The sequence below is a fragment of the Myxococcales bacterium genome, assembly GCA_012517325.1.
GTDB lineage: Bacteria > Lernaellota > Lernaellaia > Lernaellales > Lernaellaceae > JAAYVF01.
The window spans coordinates 13,341-30,888 of record JAAYVF010000015.1; the positions used below are offsets into that span (position 1 = coordinate 13,341).

Annotated in this window: 19 protein-coding genes; 7 read left to right on the plus strand and 12 right to left on the minus strand. The window is 60.3% G+C overall.

The features are described 5' to 3' along the window. Positions 1-24 precede the first annotated feature (24 nt). From GX444_03665 to ffh, 3 genes are read right to left on the minus strand one after another with little or no spacing between them, the layout of a single operon-like run. A complete protein-coding gene (locus tag GX444_03665) occupies positions 25-255 on the minus strand; it encodes a KH domain-containing protein (GenBank protein NLH47684.1) in 231 nt (76 codons plus the stop codon). 54 nt (positions 256-309) lie between these two features. Continuing rightward, complete coding sequence (gene rpsP / locus GX444_03670; protein ID NLH47685.1) at positions 310-564, minus strand: 30S ribosomal protein S16; 255 nt, start codon at positions 562-564, stop codon at positions 310-312. Between the two features lie 59 nt (positions 565-623). Next, positions 624-2,042 carry a signal recognition particle protein gene (ffh, locus tag GX444_03675; protein ID NLH47686.1) on the minus strand — a complete coding sequence of 473 codons (1,419 nt, stop codon included), beginning with the start codon at positions 2,040-2,042 and terminating at the stop codon, positions 624-626. A 268-nt stretch (positions 2,043-2,310) separates the two neighbouring features. Here ffh and GX444_03680 point away from each other — a divergent pair, with 268 nt between their 5' ends. Continuing rightward, positions 2,311-2,991 (plus strand): hypothetical protein, encoded by a 681-nt coding sequence (locus GX444_03680; GenBank protein NLH47687.1) that lies wholly within the window; start codon positions 2,311-2,313, stop codon positions 2,989-2,991. A gap of 119 nt (positions 2,992-3,110) precedes the next feature. On the opposite strand, the gene GX444_03685 is transcribed toward GX444_03680, so the two are convergent. Genes GX444_03685 through GX444_03695 form a run of 3 tightly spaced genes read right to left on the minus strand, consistent with a single transcriptional unit; the run spans position 3,111 to position 7,501 of the window. Next, a complete protein-coding gene (locus tag GX444_03685; protein NLH47688.1) occupies positions 3,111-3,740 on the minus strand; it encodes an HD domain-containing protein in 630 nt (209 codons plus the stop codon). Further along, positions 3,686-4,570 (minus strand): FHA domain-containing protein, encoded by an 885-nt coding sequence (locus tag GX444_03690; protein ID NLH47689.1) that lies wholly within the window; start codon positions 4,568-4,570, stop codon positions 3,686-3,688. The genes GX444_03685 and GX444_03690 overlap by 55 nt, the downstream gene beginning before the upstream one ends. 21 nt (positions 4,571-4,591) lie before the next feature. Continuing rightward, a complete protein-coding gene (locus GX444_03695) occupies positions 4,592-7,501 on the minus strand; it encodes a hypothetical protein (protein ID NLH47690.1) in 2,910 nt (969 codons plus the stop codon). A gap of 200 nt (positions 7,502-7,701) precedes the next feature. Between GX444_03695 and GX444_03700 the strand changes: the two genes are divergently transcribed. From GX444_03700 to GX444_03710, 3 genes are all read left to right on the plus strand, one after another. Then, positions 7,702-7,896, plus strand: coding sequence for a putative motility protein (locus GX444_03700; GenBank protein NLH47691.1), 195 nt, complete (start codon positions 7,702-7,704; stop codon positions 7,894-7,896). Positions 7,897-8,018: 122 nt separating this feature from the next. Then, a complete protein-coding gene (locus GX444_03705) occupies positions 8,019-8,780 on the plus strand; it encodes a PilZ domain-containing protein (GenBank protein NLH47692.1) in 762 nt (253 codons plus the stop codon). 78 nt (positions 8,781-8,858) lie between these two features. Continuing rightward, on the plus strand, positions 8,859-9,152 hold the full coding sequence (locus tag GX444_03710) for a hypothetical protein (protein NLH47693.1): 294 nt from the start codon (positions 8,859-8,861) through the stop codon (positions 9,150-9,152). Between the two features lie 101 nt (positions 9,153-9,253). Here GX444_03710 and GX444_03715 read toward each other — a convergent pair whose 3' ends face one another. The 3 genes from GX444_03715 to GX444_03725 are packed head-to-tail and all read right to left on the minus strand — an operon-like array spanning position 9,254 to position 11,472. After that, positions 9,254-10,483 (minus strand): acyl-CoA/acyl-ACP dehydrogenase, encoded by a 1,230-nt coding sequence (locus GX444_03715; GenBank protein NLH47694.1) that lies wholly within the window; start codon positions 10,481-10,483, stop codon positions 9,254-9,256. Between the two features lie 5 nt (positions 10,484-10,488). After that, complete coding sequence (locus GX444_03720; GenBank protein NLH47695.1) at positions 10,489-10,938, minus strand: DUF296 domain-containing protein; 450 nt, start codon at positions 10,936-10,938, stop codon at positions 10,489-10,491. 9 nt (positions 10,939-10,947) lie between these two features. Further along, positions 10,948-11,472, minus strand: coding sequence for a hypothetical protein (locus tag GX444_03725; GenBank protein NLH47696.1), 525 nt, complete (start codon positions 11,470-11,472; stop codon positions 10,948-10,950). 390 nt (positions 11,473-11,862) lie between these two features. On the opposite strand from GX444_03725, the gene GX444_03730 reads away from it, so the two are divergent. Beyond that, positions 11,863-12,696 (plus strand): DUF1573 domain-containing protein, encoded by an 834-nt coding sequence (locus tag GX444_03730; protein ID NLH47697.1) that lies wholly within the window; start codon positions 11,863-11,865, stop codon positions 12,694-12,696. Between the two features lie 50 nt (positions 12,697-12,746). Here the strand turns inward: GX444_03730 and GX444_03735 are convergent, their stop codons facing one another. Further along, entirely contained in the window at positions 12,747-12,980 is a 234-nt protein-coding gene (locus tag GX444_03735; GenBank protein NLH47698.1) for a hypothetical protein, read from the minus strand. A gap of 171 nt (positions 12,981-13,151) precedes the next feature. Between GX444_03735 and GX444_03740 the strand changes: the two genes are divergently transcribed. Next, on the plus strand, positions 13,152-14,111 hold the full coding sequence (locus GX444_03740; protein NLH47699.1) for a hypothetical protein: 960 nt from the start codon (positions 13,152-13,154) through the stop codon (positions 14,109-14,111). A 15-nt stretch (positions 14,112-14,126) separates the two neighbouring features. On the opposite strand, the gene GX444_03745 is transcribed toward GX444_03740, so the two are convergent. Next, on the minus strand, positions 14,127-14,897 hold the full coding sequence (locus GX444_03745; protein ID NLH47700.1) for a hypothetical protein: 771 nt from the start codon (positions 14,895-14,897) through the stop codon (positions 14,127-14,129). Between the two features lie 269 nt (positions 14,898-15,166). Beyond that, on the minus strand, positions 15,167-15,505 hold the full coding sequence (locus tag GX444_03750) for a hypothetical protein (protein NLH47701.1): 339 nt from the start codon (positions 15,503-15,505) through the stop codon (positions 15,167-15,169). 521 nt (positions 15,506-16,026) lie between these two features. On the opposite strand from GX444_03750, the gene GX444_03755 reads away from it, so the two are divergent. Continuing rightward, on the plus strand, positions 16,027-17,547 hold the full coding sequence (locus GX444_03755; GenBank protein ID NLH47702.1) for a hypothetical protein: 1,521 nt from the start codon (positions 16,027-16,029) through the stop codon (positions 17,545-17,547). Position 17,548: the final 1 nt, after the last annotated feature.

A 17,548-nucleotide genomic window follows, 5' to 3' on the forward strand; every position in this document is an offset into this window, starting at 1 on the left:
AAAGCTTGTCGTAACGGAAGACAGTTACTCCAGGATCTCCAGCACGGCGCGTTTGCGCACCTTGGTGGAGGCCGCCGACAAGATGGTCCGCATCGCGCGCGCCGTCCGGCCGTTCTTGCCGATTACTTTTCCCAGATCTTCCTTGGCGACGCGAAGTTCGAGAACCGAAGTGGATTCACCGGCGATCTCGTTGACTTGGACTTCATCCGGATTATCGACCAATGCCTTGGCGATATATTCGATCAACATTTTCATGACTCACAACCCCCTCGATGCACCACATGCAGCGTCAGAATGAAATCGCTCAGCTCAGGCTTTTTTCGCCAGGAAACCCATCGCTTTCAGAAAACTCCGAACGGTTTCGGTGGGGATCACGCCCTTTTCGAGCCAATGCCGAACCTTGGTTTCATTGAAAACCACTTTGTTCGTTTCCAGTTTCGGGTCGTAGGTGCCGACCTGGTCGACAAACCGGCCGTCGCGGGGAGAGACACTTTCCGCAACCACGATGCGATAGAATGGCTTTTTCTTTGCGCCAAACCGCGCCAGCCTCATTTTCAGCGCCATGTTCCGTATCCTCTCGAACAGTTGATGGTTGAACGTTAATAATATACTCAGTTTTCCCTTTAGCGAAAGGGGAAACTCACGACCGGTTTTTTGCCCTTCTTGCCTTTTTTAACCTTTTTTCCCGCCGGCCCCGATTTGCCGCCGCCGGCGCCGGACGGCATCATGCCGCCGAACATCTTGCCGCCGCTCTTGGCCATGGTGCCGATCATCTTCTTCGCCTGGACATACCGTTTGAGCAAACCATTGATGTCCTGGATCGAGGTTCCCGATCCCTTGGCGATCCGCAACCGGCGCTGGCCGTTGATGATCATGTGATTGCGCCGTTCCTCGGCGGTCATCGAGTCGATGATGGCGATCGTCCGCTTCAGCTCGGAATCGTCCAGTTGCATGCCCTTGAGCGCCTTGAGTTGGCCCATGCCCGGCAGCATCGACAGCAACGATTCGAAGCTGCCCATTTTGGCAAGTTGTTTCAGCTGATCGCGGAAATCCTCGAGATTGAACTGGTTTTTACGCAGTTTCTCCTCGAGTTTGGCCGCCTCCTTCTCGGAAATGGTCGATTCGGCCCGTTCGACCAGGGTCAGGATGTCGCCCATGTCGAGAATGCGGCTGGCCATCCGGTCCGGGTGGAACACCTCGATGGCGTCCATCTTTTCGCCGACGCCGACGAGCTTGATCGGCTTCTGGGTCACCGCCTTGATCGAAAGCGCCGCGCCGCCGCGGGCATCGCCGTCCATCTTGGTCAGCACGACGCCGGTGATCGTCAGGCGTTCGTTGAAGGTCTGGGCGACGTTCACCGCGTCCTGGCCGGTCATCGCATCGGCCACGAAGAGGATTTCGGCCGGCGAAATCGTCGACTTGATCCGCTCCAACTCGGCCATCATGGGCTCGTCGACCTGCAGCCGGCCGGCGGTGTCGATCAGCAGAATGTCCTGCCCCCCCAGTTCGGCCTGGCGATAGGCCTTCAGGCAGATATCGACCGGATCCATGCCGGTATTGGAATCGAAAACGGGCATGTCGATCTGCGCCGCCAGGGTCTTCAATTGCGTGATAGCGGCGGGACGGTAGACGTCGGCGGGTACGAGCAACGGCCGGCGGCCTTTCTTGCGGAGCAACATGGCGGTCTTGCCGACCGTGGTCGTTTTGCCGGAGCCTTGGAGACCGACGAACATGACCGGGACCGGCGGTTTTCCGCCCAGTTGCAGTTCGCTGGCCTTTTCGCCCATCAGGCCGACCAGTTCCTCGTGCACGATCTTGACGAAAACCTGCCCGGGAGTCAGCGAGCCCATCACCTCGGTCCCGAGCGCGCGGTCCTGCACTTGCTGCAGGAACTTCTTCACGACCCGGAAGTTGACGTCGGCTTCCAGCAGGCTCAGCCGCACGTCGCGCAAGGCATCCTGAATGTTGGCCTCGGTCAATTTGCCGTGGCCGCGCAGGTTTTTAAAAACCTTGCCGAGTTTATCCTGTAGGTTGTCGAACATGGCTCGCTACTCGTTTCGCCCTGGGGCGATCTCCTTTCGTCGTTTCGGCCGGCAAATCGGCAAACAACAACACCTCCCCCGGCATCCCGGCGGGCAGGATGCAGGAAGATATAGAAGTTTCGGCCGACAAGTCAAGCCGCCTCGCCTTCATTAAATATATCGGTGAAAAACGCGCAACCCATAAAATCCCCTTGCCGCGACCCCGGCGGACCGTTAAAACAGGGAACGGGTCGGCGATGACTCGCACCGGCCCCATGGAGGAACGGAAATGCGCCCCAAACTCTGGCATATCTTGGCAACCTGCCTGACGGTCGGTCTGCTGGTTTTCGGCCTGGTCGCCGCCTGTAACAACGGTGATGACAAAGAGGATGACGACTCCTCCGTCACCGTCGATATCAAGGTGCTGCGTGACGATCTGTTCGATTTGAAGAAGGATCAGGTCATCGGCGCGGCGAAATTCGACGTCAGCGAGGGACAGATCGGCCTGCGCATCCACAGCCAGGTTCTCGTTGAAACCCTGTCGCGTTTTCCCGATCAGAAGATCAACGCCCGCCTGGAATTGATCAACCAGGATGCCGCCAGCGAGGCCTGGGACCCGATCGAATGGGTGCAGGACACCAACATTAAAAACGTCGAATTTGTGATTCCGCTGGTCGAAACCATCCCGGTTTTCCTGAATTTCCGCGTGTATTTGTATTACTACGATTACAACAGCGAAACCTCGTCGATCCAACAGGACGCCGAGGCGGATGACGATGATGACAACGACGACAACGACGATAACGACGACAACAACGATAACGACAACGACAACGCCGATGACGACTCCAGCGACGACGATGATAACGACGACAACGACGACAGCACCCCGGAACCTGACCGGGTTTTCGACGCGGAAGCGGTGTTCAGCTATCTGGTCAACAAGGGGACGCCGGGAACAGGCAACTGAGCCCTCCATCGCCGGAAAACACGCAATCGGTCGGAAAGGCGGTCGGCGCGAGCACCGCGTTTTTCGTCGTTCCGTGCGCAAACCGGAATCCAAAAAAGACGTTTTTTAAGCTATGACCTTCACAAGGTAAGCGCCCGTTCGAGGGCGTCGATGACCACCGGGTCCAGGTGCGTCCCGGCCATTTCCCGCAGCTTGTTCATCGTCTCCCGCATGCTTTCCAATTCCTTGTAGGTCCGCGACGCGGTCAGGGCTTCAAAAACGTCGGCCACCGCCAGAATCCGCGACTCCAACGGAATCTCCGCCGCGGCGAGGCCGAGCGGCCCCGAGCCGTCCAGCCGTTCGTGATGGCCGGCCGCCACGTTGGGGACGTCGGCCAGCGCGGTCGGAAAATCGATTTGGCTGAGGATTTCCTTGGTGTGTCGGGCATGCCGGTTCATGACCTGGCGATGTTCGACCGACAACTTGCCCTTGCCGACCAGGATTTCATCCGGCACCCCGACCTTGCCGATATCGTGCAGCAAGGCGGCGTATCGCACCACTTCCAGCCGTTCCGGCGGCAAATGCAGGGCCACGGCGATTTCCATCGCCAACGCCTGCACCTTCAGCGAATGCGCGCTGGTATGCGGATCGCGCATGTCCAGCACCCGCAACAAGGCTTTGACGCTCGACAGAAAAGCGCGATTGAGTTCGCGGATCAACCGCAACTGGCTGGCCGCCAGCGACCCGTGGTAGACGAAGAAAAGCAGCATTTGCAGGTCGTTGGGATTGAATTGGGCGGCGTCTTCGGCGCGTCCACCAGGACGATGCCGACCACCCGGTTCAGATCCCAGAGCGGCACCGCCATGACGGTCCGCAGGTTCGTTTCGAAGATGGAGGCGGTCGGGATTTCCTCGGCGAGGTTGGTGATGATCAACCCGTTTTGCCGCTCGATGATCCGTTTGACCAGCGTCTGGCTGATCGGCAGGTCGCCGGCGGGTAGCGGCTCGCCGCGGGCGTCGACCGCGAACCGGACGGTGGCCCTTTCCTCCGCGTCCACTTCCAGCAGAATGGCCCGGCGGGCCTGGTCGAACAACAGCACCGCGGTGCCGGCCAGTTCCTGCAGCACCGCCTGGTCGTCGGTCGCCGACGCGACGTGACGCATGAACCGATGCAGCAGTTTCAGCGTGCGGGTTGAAACCGAGGATAAAACCGTATCGGAGACTTCCAGGTTTTCCGGCCCGATGCCGCCGGCGATCGTCAGATCGGCCAGGGTGCTGTCTTCCTTTCGCAGGCCGATTTCGATCTCGCAATTCTCGATGACCAGCCGATCGCCGTCGCCGATTTCCACCGGCGGCCGCTTCCGGCCGAGCAGCAACAATTCCCGGCCGTCGGCATACTTGATGCGCGAACCGTTGGCGCTGTCCAGGTCTTGATACAACCACTTGCCGTTTTCCAGCACCAGCCGGCCGTGCCGGCCGGAAACCGTCGGCAACGAGAGGCGGACCTCATTGAAGTCGAGCCGGCCGATCTGGACAACGGGCAGGGAAAAGTTCTGGCGTTGACCCGCCAACGGACCCGAATTGAAGGTCAAAACGATCATCCGCGCCGATCTCCGCTTCGCCTAACAGCCACAGCAGCCGTCGTCATTGTCGTCGTCATCCCCGGATGGGTTGGGCGTCGGCGACGCGTCGTCATCGTCGGGCGATTCGTCGTCGTCGAAAACGATCGGCTCCGGATCCGTTTCATTCACCGTCGGATCCATGATTTTCAAACCGGTGATCGAGTACGGCGGCAACGCGACCTCGAAAATCGGTTCGGTCAGATCGCCGACATACTCGCCGCCCTGCAACAGGACCTGGTTGCCGGAACCCGGATCGGAGTTTTCGTTGTCGGCGTCGAGCGACGCGCCGAAGAGCACGCTTTTCAGAATCACCAGATCCGCCGGCAGATCCAGCCGGCTCAGGTCGACCCGCGTCCGGATCGTCTGCTCGAGATCCTTGTTGACCAGCAGCACGTTGACTTCGTCGCCCTGCCGGCCGACCACCGCGCGCACCAGGGGCGTGCCGCCCAGGCTGTCGGCCGTCCAGGGATGGGTGCCCAGAACGCCGTCCATTTCCAGGGTGCGATAATCGCCGCAAGCCGCGTCGCGGCAGATGTCCACCGCGATGCGGGGCGCGTACAGGTATTCGTCGCGGTACATCCGGATGTTGTCGAAGTACGCCACGCCGTTGTCCTTGCGGCCTTCCTTGCGCCGCAGGTGGACATTGATGAACGCCGTGTTGGCGCGATCGGCGAGTTGAAAACGGAAATCCTGGGGCGTCCAATCGGCATCGCCGAACAGGCCATAGGATTCCTCCGCCTGCAGCAGTTGATCCGCCGCGTTGCGGCCTTGTGCCTCGATGGTCACCGGCCCGTCCAGGTTCGCGGTTTTGATGTAACCCACCACGTGGTAGGTGTCCGGATCGGCCAATTCGGGCGTCGCGTTGTTGACCAGCCAATAGCGCTGCCGCACATGGTAATACTCGGGATTACCGAGAATCGGCACCTCCACGCACAGGCTCCCGTCGTAGCAATTTTCCGCCACGATGGCGGCCGGCGCGGGCGTGCTGGAGTACTGGACCCAATAAGCGTTGGCGTAGGCGCCTGGCGTCGAGGTGTATTCCCAACTCGGATCGCAAAGCAGGTTCTGGGTTTTGACCGCCAATTCCTGCGCGGCGAAATCGAAGCTCAACCGGTAGCGGCCTCCCGGCTGCACCGCGACCGTCTGCGCTACCGCGCCCGGATAATCGGGGTTGTTGCCGGCCGTGTCGGCGAATTGAATCCGCAGCGCGCATTCGTCGTCCTCGCACAACCGCTCGGTGGTCACGCCGGTCGGATCGGCAATCGTTTGCCAACCCTCGTCGAGCGGATCGGTGAAATCGCCGTTGGTGAGCAGTTCCACCGCCAGCGCGGGCGGGATGTTGTCCTGCTTGAGCGACAGATTGTCGAGGAAAAACGAGCCGGAAATCTGGCTGACCGGGTCGGGATTGTAAATATTGCCCGTTCCGCATTCCAGGGTATTTTCCACCGGCTCGCGGTGCCGGAGAACGCGCACCCGGATGTAGTTTTCGTCGGAACCGACGCTGATGCTTTTGTAACTGGGGGTGCGGCCGACCGCCTCGTTGTCGAAGGTCGAGGCCGAGACGATCGATTGGAGAATCTCTTCGTTGCGGAAATCGTGCGCCGCCAGTTTCATCATCAAGGCGTTGGGGCGTTCGACAACGGTTCCCTCGCGCGGGTAAGCCATGCCGTAAGTGCCCGGATCTTCCGCCTCGGTATCCATGAAAGTCCACTGCGCCGCGCCCAACAGCCGGTCGGTATACGGCATCAGCGTGAACAGGACGTCGGCGTTGTACACGGCCGCGCCCAGACTCACCGAGAGATTGCGGAACGGACAAAGCGGCGGATCGTCGGGGCCGGGATAGTCGGTGTAATTTTCGGCGAACAGCAACTGGGTGTTGTATTCGCTGATGAAAACCGGCACGTCGGCCTTGTAACCGCCCCAGGCGTCGTCGATCGCCGCGAAAAGATTGCCCAGCCGCGTTTCCAGCTCGCGACTCGCGGCGAACGCGGCCGCCATGATCCGCCGCAGTTCGGCGTCCAGGTCCGCGCCGTAAAGATTACAGATGTCCTTGTCGAAATTCGGCCGGTAAAAACTCATCACCAGGTAGTCCGGCCACAACGAGGTATCGGCGCCCGAGGCGGCGAACGCCTCCAACAACCGATAGGTGTCGGCGGTGCCTTTGTATTCATAGGATACCGCGCCCAGGCGGATGGACGGGTCCACCTCGCGCAGCACCTCGCTGAGCCGCAGAAAAGCCTCGGCGTACGCCTCGGGCGGCACTCGCTTGTAAGCCACGTCCGGATTCGCCGAACTGACCGAGTTTTCCCAGGTGTCGCTGTCCACTTCCCAATAGGTCACCGGACCGAACGGCGAATCGTGATTGACGTAGTCGACCCACATGGCTGCGGCCGCGATGACGTCATCGGTGGCGAAGGCGCCGTTTTGCGGGTCGTACAGGCTCAGGGTGATCACCGGCGTGGCGCCGGTGCGTTGGGTCAGATACAGGTATTCGTCGGTGCCGAAATAATAATCGCGTTCGGCCGCCGGCCCGACGCCGGCCCGCCAGTCGTAACTGCGCACCACCCGGCCGCCCGGAAAACGCAGCAATCCCGGCTGCAAATAATGAAGCAGATTGAACGAGGACGGTTGGTAGCAACCGACGATCCCACCGGCGCAGGGCGAACTTTCGGGAGTCCACAGACCGCCGGCGTCGTCGCCGAAGTGATCCGCGGCCAGCAGGTTCAGGCCGTACAATTCCGGCGCCAGGGTGCCGACCGATTGGTTCGTGACCAGTACGATCGCCGCCACCTCGTCGCCGGACGTGTCGTCATCTTGCGCCAGAGCCGGCATCGCCGCGCCGATCGTCGCCAGCCAGACGACGGTCAGGATCCAACACCATGAAACGCATCGCACCCGTCGCTTACTCATGGTATCTGCTCCATTCGGATGGTTCGCGCCGTGCTCCCCTTGCGATCCATCATAAATTACCCGATCCGAAATGAGCAACCGGATAAAAAGCCGCGCGGGTTCGCCTTTTCCGAACGCGCGGCGCCGCCGCCGGCGCAACATTCTAAAGTTCCGGCGGATTTTTACCGAAATACCGGATAGGAAACGAAGGGGAATGGTTTATGGATCCCATCAGCGCTCTGACCCAGGCCGATTCGCTGCAATTTCAGCAAAAATATGCCGTCGCCATCCTGAAAAAAACCAACGAAATGATCGAACAAACCGGCCAAGCGGCGGTCAAGCTGATCGAATCGGCGGCGGTCGCGACCTCGCCTTCCGGCGGCGACCGCGGGCAGAATATCGACATCGTGGTCTGAGGTACCTGTTCAGCGCGACTTCTTGATCGGCCCGCCGAAGAATAATCGACCATCAAAATGTTCTTGCCGTCGCTTCCCGGCTCGTGTTAATTTATCGTTTCAGGGAGGAAATAAAAAAACTCATGCCGGAGACTCATTCCGACCAATTGCAAAGTGTATCCGGAGCCAAGCTGGCCCAGGTTTTGGAATTGGCCTGCAAGGAGCACACCCGACTGAAGCTGTCCGGCGGCACGGATCACTTTCCGTTTTACACTTTCATGCGGGAGATCAAGCACACCCAGGTTTTCGTCACCAAACTGGAACCGGCCTCGGCGCAGGACGACCTGCTGGTGGACAGCGAAATCGACATCGTTTTCCCGCTGACCTCACGGATCTATTTCTTCGGCAAATCGAATTACCACGGCCTACTGACCCAGCCGCTCGACGAGGCGATCCATATCATCGACAAGCCCGAGGTCATGTACTTCCGGCGCGAACGGCGGGTGATGCGCGTGCAGCCGACGACCAGCCTGCCGGTCACCTGCCTGGCGGTCGGCGGCGAAAAATTTCTGGATACGGTACTGATTAAAAACATCAGCCTGGAAGGCATCTGCCTGTCGTTCCCCTTCCCGATGAATTACAAACCGGGCGGCTTGATCAACGGCATCAAGCTGAAGCTGCACGGCAGCAACTACCTGACGCTCGACGGCTCCATCCGCCACACCTACATCTCGCAGGACGGCAAATTCTGCGTCGGCCTGATGTGGGAGCCGATGACCAAACCGCAGTTCCTGACCCTGATCACCTACCTGCGCCTGGTGCTGTCGGCCCACGGCCTCGATCCGAAAAAAGAAAAAAATCTCACCCTCACCTTCGAATTCGGCCCGCCCGACCCGGCAAAGTAGCGTTTTTTCTTCGACAATTGCCCCGCATTGCCCAGGCTGCTATCGTCGATCCGAACCACGGATAAAGAATTGACGAACATGCGACGTTTCAGCGGCCGGAAAATCGAAGTGAAGCTGGACGGAGATCCGCCCGCGCCGGCGGAGGTCGTCGACGGCGAGCGGGTCTGGCAAGTCCGGGAAGTCGTTCGCGAGTGGTTCGACATCGGCCACGGCTCGCTGCCCGCCCGTGCGCAGACCTGGCGCACCCGCCGGCACCGCAAGAATTTCCTGCTGGAAACCGCCGACGGTTCGCGACTTTTGATCTACCTCGATTATGCCCGCGACGATCGCCGCGTCTGGCACCTGGTGACCGTCGAAGAGCCGGAAAGGTAATTGATCGAACCAACCCTTGACCCCTCTCCCATTCGAGGGAGAGGGTTAAGCGGATTTCCCTTCTCCCTTTGATGGGAGAAGGGTTAGGGATGAGGGATCGGCTACTCGAAAATCTTTTCGTCCGGCGAATTCGCGTTCTCGGCGTCGGCCTCGCTGTCGCGTTTTTCGGCCCGTTCCGCCTCCTGCTCCTGTAAAAATTCGTGCTGGATGAGCAGGCTCATGATCTCGTTGGTGCCGGTCCAGATCATCGTCAGGCGGGCGTCGCGCAGCATGCGCTCGACCGGGTAAACGTTGGTGTAACCGATACCGCCCATGATCTGCATCGCGTGGTTGATGACCTCCCACGCCGCCTCGGTCGCAAATTTCTTGGCCTCGGAAACCATCCGGCGCGAATCGAGCCCGGCGTCGATGCGCTTGGCCGCCGCCCAGACCAGCGCGCGCGCCGCGTCCAGCCGCGTGACCGCCTCGGCGATCCGGAACGAAACGCCCTGGAACTGCACGATGTGCTTGCCGAAGGCCCGCCGCTTGGTGGAGTAATGCGTCGCGATTTCCAGCGCCGCCCGCGCCAGGCCGAGCGCGCCGGCCGCGCTGGTCATCCGTTCGGGAATCATCATCCGGTTGAATACCAGGCCGCCGCCGTTTTCCGGGCCGATCAGGTTCGCCGCCGGCACGCGGGTGTCGTGAAACACCAGCCGGCCGGTGCCGCCGCCGCGCGTGCCCATCAGGCCGTAGACGTGCTCGACCTGCACCGTGTCGTCGCGCTCGACGATGAACGCCGAGAGCGATTTGTGCGGGTGCGCGTCGGGCGCGGTTTTCGCGTAGACCAGGAAAATATCGGCTCCTTCCGAGCCGACCACGAAGCGTTTCTGGCCGTTCAAAATGTAGTAATCACCCTCCCGGCGGGCGCGGGTCGTGGCGCCGAAAAAGTCGGAGCCGCCGCGCGGCTCGGTCAGCGCCTCGGCGCAGAACAGTTCGCCGCGCAGCACGGGCGCGAGCCATTTGGCTTTTTGTTCCGGGGTGCCGAAGACGTGCAGCGCCTCGCCGATGATCGACGGCAGGGAAAAGAGGCAGCCCAGCGACATGCCCAGGATGCCGATTTCCTCGAGCGCGCCCACCTCGGCCGACCAGCCCAGCCCGTGACCGCCGTACTGTTTTTCGAAGCGGATGCCCAAGAGCCGTGCCTCGGCCAGCGCCTTAACGTACTCACGCGGGTAGCGGACCTCGTCGCGGTCCATCGCCTTGAGCAGTTCGGACGAAACCTGGTCCTTGGCGAAACGGCGCGCTTGGGCTTGCAGTTCCAGTTCGGCGGGCGACAGCAATTCCTTGAACATGGGCGCTACTCCTCGTCCGGCAGATTCCAGAGCGCCAGGCCGGTCGCCGCGTCCAGTTCGCGGACCAGCTCGACGTCGTCGTATGCCGTGATGTGAAATTCGCAGACAAACACTTCAGCCTCGACCAGGTGGCCGGAGATCATTTTCGTTTCACCGTTCTCGTGCCAGCAGGCATTGAGGTGCAGGTGCGGAAAAATCTCGCCGTCGCGGAGCGAAAAGTTGCCTTGCAGGCTCAGCACCTCGGTCATGCCGCGGCGTTCGAGGGGTTCCTTGTATTTTCCCGTCGCGATGTCGAATTCCGTGACTTTCAAATGCGTCACGCCGCCGATGGCCCATACCCGTCCGGCCCGGACATTGAATTTCCGGGCGACCGCCACCAGGGCCTCCGGCAATTTTTCGTACCGATTCAACCGGCCGACGATCATCCGCGTTTGCTTGCTTTCCTTCGCTCTCATCTCGGGCTCCTATTTCTTCAGGGCAAATCGCCACAGACAATAGCCGTTTCCGCAATCGTCGGGCGGACACCGCAGGCACTCGGTTTCGATTCGTTCGTCGACCGTCCGGGCAAACCCGCCGTACTCGACCAGACCGACCGGTTTGCAGGGAAAGTCCGGCAAGCCCTTGCGCCGCCGCGCCTCCTGCACCCGGCATTCCTTCATTTCGTAGATCAGCGCGTCGCCCTCGCGGCGCAGTTCCTGCTCGTTGACGCAGGCGTACAGCCGGTAACCCACCGCCTTTTCCAGCGCTTCCAGGCCGCCGCCGGCCGGAATTCCGAAGGTCTTCATAATGCGCTTGGCCTCGGCCACGGTGAAGCGGCGCCATGATTCGATATCCAGTTCGATCGCCGTCTCCAGCCCGAACCGTTCCTCGCCCGCCAGAAACCAGCAGCCGTCATGGGCCAGCCAATTGTGGGCGTAAACGGAAAGCAGTTTCAGCAGATCGGCGCGGTCCAAATGAGCGAACTTCCGCTCCAGGTCGTCGGCGGGCATGCTTTTCTCCGGATCAAGGTTGCAGGGTTTCTTTTAACGGCTGGCGAGAAAATCGACAAGCCCGGATTGCCGGAATCCAAAGCCGGAGATGTCGAAAAAAGTAAGGCGTTGTTTTACCCATGAGCGAAGGTTTCATGGTGGCCGAAAATGGTCCGTCAATTTTATTGGAAGAGACAAATCTATTCACAAGCCCACCCGCGCCGCCGGGCGACCGCTCCGGAAAGAAAAAATGCCCCTTTCTTTAACCATTGCCGGATTCCGGCGATCCAACCGTTATCCTTCTTCAGGAAAGGATGGGGGTTGCTTTCGACCTGGGCGAAAAACGGCAATTGACGAACCTATCGCCCCGAGTTAGTGTACGCCACAAATTTTGGGATACGGAGCACGAACATGAAACCAATGCGTTATTTGCCTCTGCTGTTGATTCTGGGTCTGGCCCTGTTTCTCGCGGCTTGCGAAGCCAAAGACCCCCAGGCCGTCGTCGATAAAGCCGACTTCGATTTCGGCACCGTCGAACAAAACACCGACGTCAACCACACGTACATCATCACGAACAAAGGCGACAAAGACCTCGAAATCAAACGGACCCGCACCACGTGCGGCTGCACTGTCGCGCAGCCGAGCAAAAAGCTCGTGAAAAAAGGCGAGACCGTGGAAATCCAGGTGACGTTCAGCGCCGGCTCCCGCAAAGGCGCCCAGAACAAGAAAATCACCGTTTTCACCAACGATCCGAAAAACGAACGCCTGACGCTGACCATCTCCGGCACGATCATCGAACGGCTGGCCTTCGATCCGCAGCGCCTGCGCTTCAACGACGTCGAACCGGGCCAGGATCTGACCGAAACGGTCACCGTGACCAATTCCGGATCGCGGCCGATCACCATCAGCGAATTGAAAATCGCCAAACCCGACGAGTTGAAGGCGGCCATCGATTTCAACGGCCAGTCGACCCTGCCGATCACCGTGAAAGAAAAGGAACAGTTCAAGATCACCTTCACGCTCAACCTGCCGAAGGACCAGGCCTTCTTCCATAGCCGGGTCGATCTGGTGCCGCAGGATGCGCCCGACAATTCGGTGATCTATTATGTTTCCGGCCGGCAGAAGGGCGCGGTGGAGAAAGCCAAAAAGGTCGGCAACGTCAATTCGAAATTCTCGGCGACGGCAAACCCCGGCGAAAAAATGACGAAAATCAAGAAAATGAAGAAAAAGCAAAACGACGAATAGCGCGTTTACCGGAACGGCGTCGAACGATTCGTTCGGCGCCGTTTTTCTATTTAAGCGGCGAAATTGCTGCCACCGCACATCGGGCAGCGGCGGCGCAGCCGCGGCACCTCGCCTTGCCAATCGCACGAGACACAGTGGACCTGCACGGTATCGACGATATCCTGCACGCCATGCTTGTGACGGCCGATGGTAAAGGCGCGAACGGTGGTGATCAGGATGGAAAGCGACAGCAGGCCGACGACCGCCAACCAGATCAACTGCGGAATTGAAAAACCGAAATACATGGAGCGAATCCTTTGCTTGAAATCGAACCCCGTCCCAGCAGAATGTTGAAAAAGGCCGTCCTGGCCTTTTTCAACACCCGGCTAGACGGTTTTAACAACCGGCTCGCGGAGTGTCAATCAAACAAGCGGGACGCCTTGTCGCCCTCGCGGACCCTTGTTAGGATGCGCGCCATGAAAAAATTCACGTCGATCCTCCTGCTATTGCTGAGTTGCTGGCTGCTGCCGGCGTGCCAGAAGACGAACGAACAAGCGGCGAACAACCTGGCCGGCGACGACGAGCGCGCCCGCCAGGAAGCGATCGAACGCCTGAGCAAAAGCGGCGAGAGCATCTCCGCGCAACTGGCCAGCGCTCTTTCCTCCGACAACAAAATCGAAAAACAGGCCATTTTCGAGGTCATGCGCCGCCTGGGCACGAAAGCGATGCCCGAGATGCTGGCCAAAATCGGCTACGTCTGGCGCGACAAGGAAACCCTGGACGGCTTCGTCGATTACTTTCGCAACCAGGGAGACGAGGGCTACAAGGCCTTGCTCAACGACCTGAGCGAAGCCGGACGCCTGGCCGCCGGGGAAACCGACGCCAAGGGCTCGATGGCGAAGCTCGCCGATTACTACCACCATTTCGAGTCGGTCAGCCTCGTGCTGGAAAGCCTGACCAACCAGTTGGACGTCGGCCAGACGCCCGCCCTGTTGCGCCATCCCTACGGAAAAATCCGGACGCGCGCCGCCTACCTGCTGTGTCTGAAAGGCTGGACGCCGCAGGATTCGACCGATCGGGTAATCTTCTATTCCAGTCTGGCCGGCACCCTGCCTTGCGGCAACGTGCCCGAACCGCTGCAAGACGCGGCGCGAGCGGCCGCCGCCGATTTTCCTTTTTTCACCCAGGTGGAACGGCAGTATCCGGCGACCGGCGACATCCGCTACAAGATTCTCGCCGCGGCGGCGACGGACGAAATCGCCAAATACATTTACGCGGAAGCGCGAAAAACGACGAACGAATTCGTGCTTTACAATTATTACGGCGCGCTGGCGAAAATGGACAACGAAACCGGCCGGCGCTATGCCGCCCAGCTATTGAAGGATCCGAAAACCGGCAAGAGCATCAAGGCGCTCGATCCGTCCGCCGGCAAGTGATTCATCGCCCCCGATCTATTTTTTTTCTTCCGACCCGCGGCCCGCGCCGCCCAGGCCGATCGACAGCCGCACGAAAAGCGAATGGGTGAAATCGTCCGGCAGGCCGTCGACGGTCTTGTCGCCTTCGGTCCACTCGCTGGCGATCGGAATGCCCTGCCAGCCGATGGTCAGGCTTTCAACCGACAAGAAGGCGAATTTTGTGTCGTCCGGCCAGGCGCCGAACAGATCCGCGCGAAAACCGGCCTCCAGCATCATACCCGCCTGCCGCAGATCGGCGCTGCCGTGGCGCGGCAAGTGTTCGAGATCCAGCAAGCCCAGATCGCCGTCGAGCGACAGCGTATGGGCCGCGTAGCCGATGCCGAAGGTCGGCGACAGCATCACGATTTTGCTTTTGTTGACCGCGCCGCCCCACCGCGCCATGATTTCGTAACCCGACAGCTCGGCGTCGATCCGGTCGCCGCCGGTTTCCGTTTTGTAGAAGCCGCCGCCCAGGGTAAAGATGCCGTTGCCGGTCGCCACGCCGCCGATCTCGAAATTCCAATCGTCGATGTAACCGGTGAACGGGGTCCGCGAAGCCACGGCGAGGCGACTGTTGAGGCGGTCGAAATCGAACATCCGCACCGCCTTGCCGGCCGAGACGAAGAGCCCGAAATCGATGCCGCCGGCCTTCGCCTTTTTCATCGGGCTCGGAATGTCCTTCGGTTCGTCCTCCTGCCCCGCCGCGTACACCGCGCCGGTCCAACCCAAAACGATCATCACCAGAAACAGGATCGCCGTCCGCCGCATGATTTCCTCCCGTTGCTCGAACGAGTTTCACGATTTTTTTTGCCGGGAAGGAACCCCGCCGCCGCGGTGGGGTTCACTCTTGGGTACAATAAACGATTCAAGGCGGGATGCAAGAATCGGCAAATCGGCGCGGGGAACCCCGGAAAAATTGTCGAAGGTGTTTTAAATTGATAAAGTGCGCCTTATCACCTCCAGCGGAGATGAGAAAGCGCACCGTGCTGGGTTCCGGTAAAACGAGGGCGCGTTTCGCGCAGGGAAGGTTTTACCGACTAGAGTTGCTTATCGACCTTGAGCATGTCTTCGAAGTAGGTCCGCACTTCCACCGGCAGGGTGGCGGTGCGGCGATAAGCGATCGGATCGTTGATGATCTCGAGCATGAACATCTCGCCCCGGTTCTTGTGCAGACGGATGCGATGGTTCCGCTTGGGATCCTCGATCTCTTTCTTCAGGGACATGCAGGTGCGGTAATAAGCGAACAAACGGCGACCAAAAGGAGTGGAGAACTTGTCGAAGCAGCGGTTCCGGCTGATTCTCTCACTAGCGCCTAGCTCCAGCAGTTTTCGCAGTTCAGCAGCCATGCAATCGGAGTCGTTGAGCATTTTCGCCATCGTATCACCTCTACCTCGTCCGTTCACTTCATTCGGACGGATCTGGAATATATCAGAACTGGAGAATCAATGCAACCAATTTTTGCGCATTGCGTTATAAGCTTTTTTCCTTTCACCAACTACAGTTACCTAACCTCATGACCATGAAAAAGAATCTCTCGAGAAAGAAGATCCTTGTTGGGGTCATATTTTTATCCGCTGCCATCCTTATAACATATTTCGGACGGGTTGGCTACAGTGTTCATCAAGAAATAAAGAAACAATGGCTCCTCGAAGCCAAACCCGTTCCTACCAGAAGAATAAGCACTCAGGCGCCGAAACAAGTTCACGACGGTGTAAAAATTTTTCCATACCTGGCCGAAGTCCGTGCTGTGTTGGCAATTAACCAAGTGATTTTGATAGCTTCCGATTCAGGTCTCGGAATTGTAAAATCCAATAAAGTGGAGGTTCTCACCCGCGCCAACGGGTTACCCGGCTCGGGTTTGTCTCATTTAGAGATGGTTAATGGGAAAGTGCTTGCCTTGTCTCCGGAAGGCCTGCTGGTCTTGCACGGAGACTGGGCGGCGCCGGCCCCCACGGTCGAGATCGAACGGTTTTTCCCCGCGGACGGGGCGACGCTGGTCGATCTGTGGACCGACGGCCAAACCGTTCTGTTGCTGGACAACCGGGGCCGCGTTCTGCAATTCGCCGAAAACCGCTTCGGAGAAATCGCCCGGGCAACTCCCGATCCGACCGCGCGCCTCGGCCTGCTCAACCGGCAGCCGGTCGTCGGCAACGCCGGAGGCGATCTGGCGGTCTGGGAGCCGAAATCCGAAAAAATGCGTTCGCAATCCCTCTGGCCGAAGGAGGTGGGGGAACGGGCGGTGCAAGCGATCGCCGTCGATCAACAGGGTCTGCTGGTCGGCACGGCGACCGCGTTGTGGCGGGTGGACTCCCTGGGCGCGACCCGGCTGCTCGACCATTTCGCCGTTTCGGCGATCGCGATCTGGAACGACCAAATCTGGGTCGGCGGGCCGGCCGGGGAAGTGCGCGATCTGTCGGGCGAGCATCGGATCAGCCTGGGGGTTCCGGTCCATCGCCTGCGGCCGGACGGCGCCAGGTTGCTGATCGCCGCCAACGACGGCCTCTTCGCCGCCGATCCGTCCGGCACCGCCGTGTCGCTCATCGCCGCCGAACAACTCAAACCCGTGCCCGAAGGCTATCTCGCCGCCCTCGCCGGCGCGGGCGACCGGGTGCTGGTCGGCACGCTCAATCGCGGCCTGTGGGCGCTGGACCCGGAAAATCCGCCGGCGCGGCCGGCCGCGTTGGAAAATCTCGGCATCAATCAGATCGTGCCGGACGGCCCGAACACCTGGGTCGCCACCACCAACGGCCTTTTCCAATTGGACGGCAGCCTGAAACCGGTCCACCGCTGGACTGACCGGGACGGATTGCCGCATCGGTACGTCACGGCGGTCGTAACTGAAAACCGGCGGCTGATCGTCGGCACCAGCGGCGGCGTGGCGCAGATCACGCCGGGCGGCATCCGGGCCGTCGACGCCTTTCACGGGCTGGCCGGCAACCAGGTTTATTGCCTGGCGCCGTTCGGCCGGGAACTCGCGGCGGGCGGGCTGGCCGGCTTGACGTTGCTCGGCGGCGCGGACGGGCTGACCGTGCAGCGCAACCTGAACGTCGCCTCGGGCCATTTGCCGCACAATTGGGTCAATGCCCTGCTGCCGCACGAAGAACGCTTATGGGTGGGAACCTACGGCGGGGGTATCGTTGTCCTAGATGCCGAGGGGCGGGCGCAACCGGCCGCCGAAACGGCGGGAGTTTCCATCAACGGCGGCGCGGCGATCAGCGTTGGCAATGTAGCGATCTTTGGTACACTGACCAAGGGTCTGGCGGCGAGCCGCGACGGGCGCCGCTGGATATTCATCGACCGACCGCTGCTGTCGCCGAACGTGACCGCGTTGGCGGCCACCCCCGGATTCCTCTGGGTCGGCGGCGACCGCGGGTTGGTCCGCCTGCCCTGGGATTTGCTGCGACGAAGACTGGAATGAA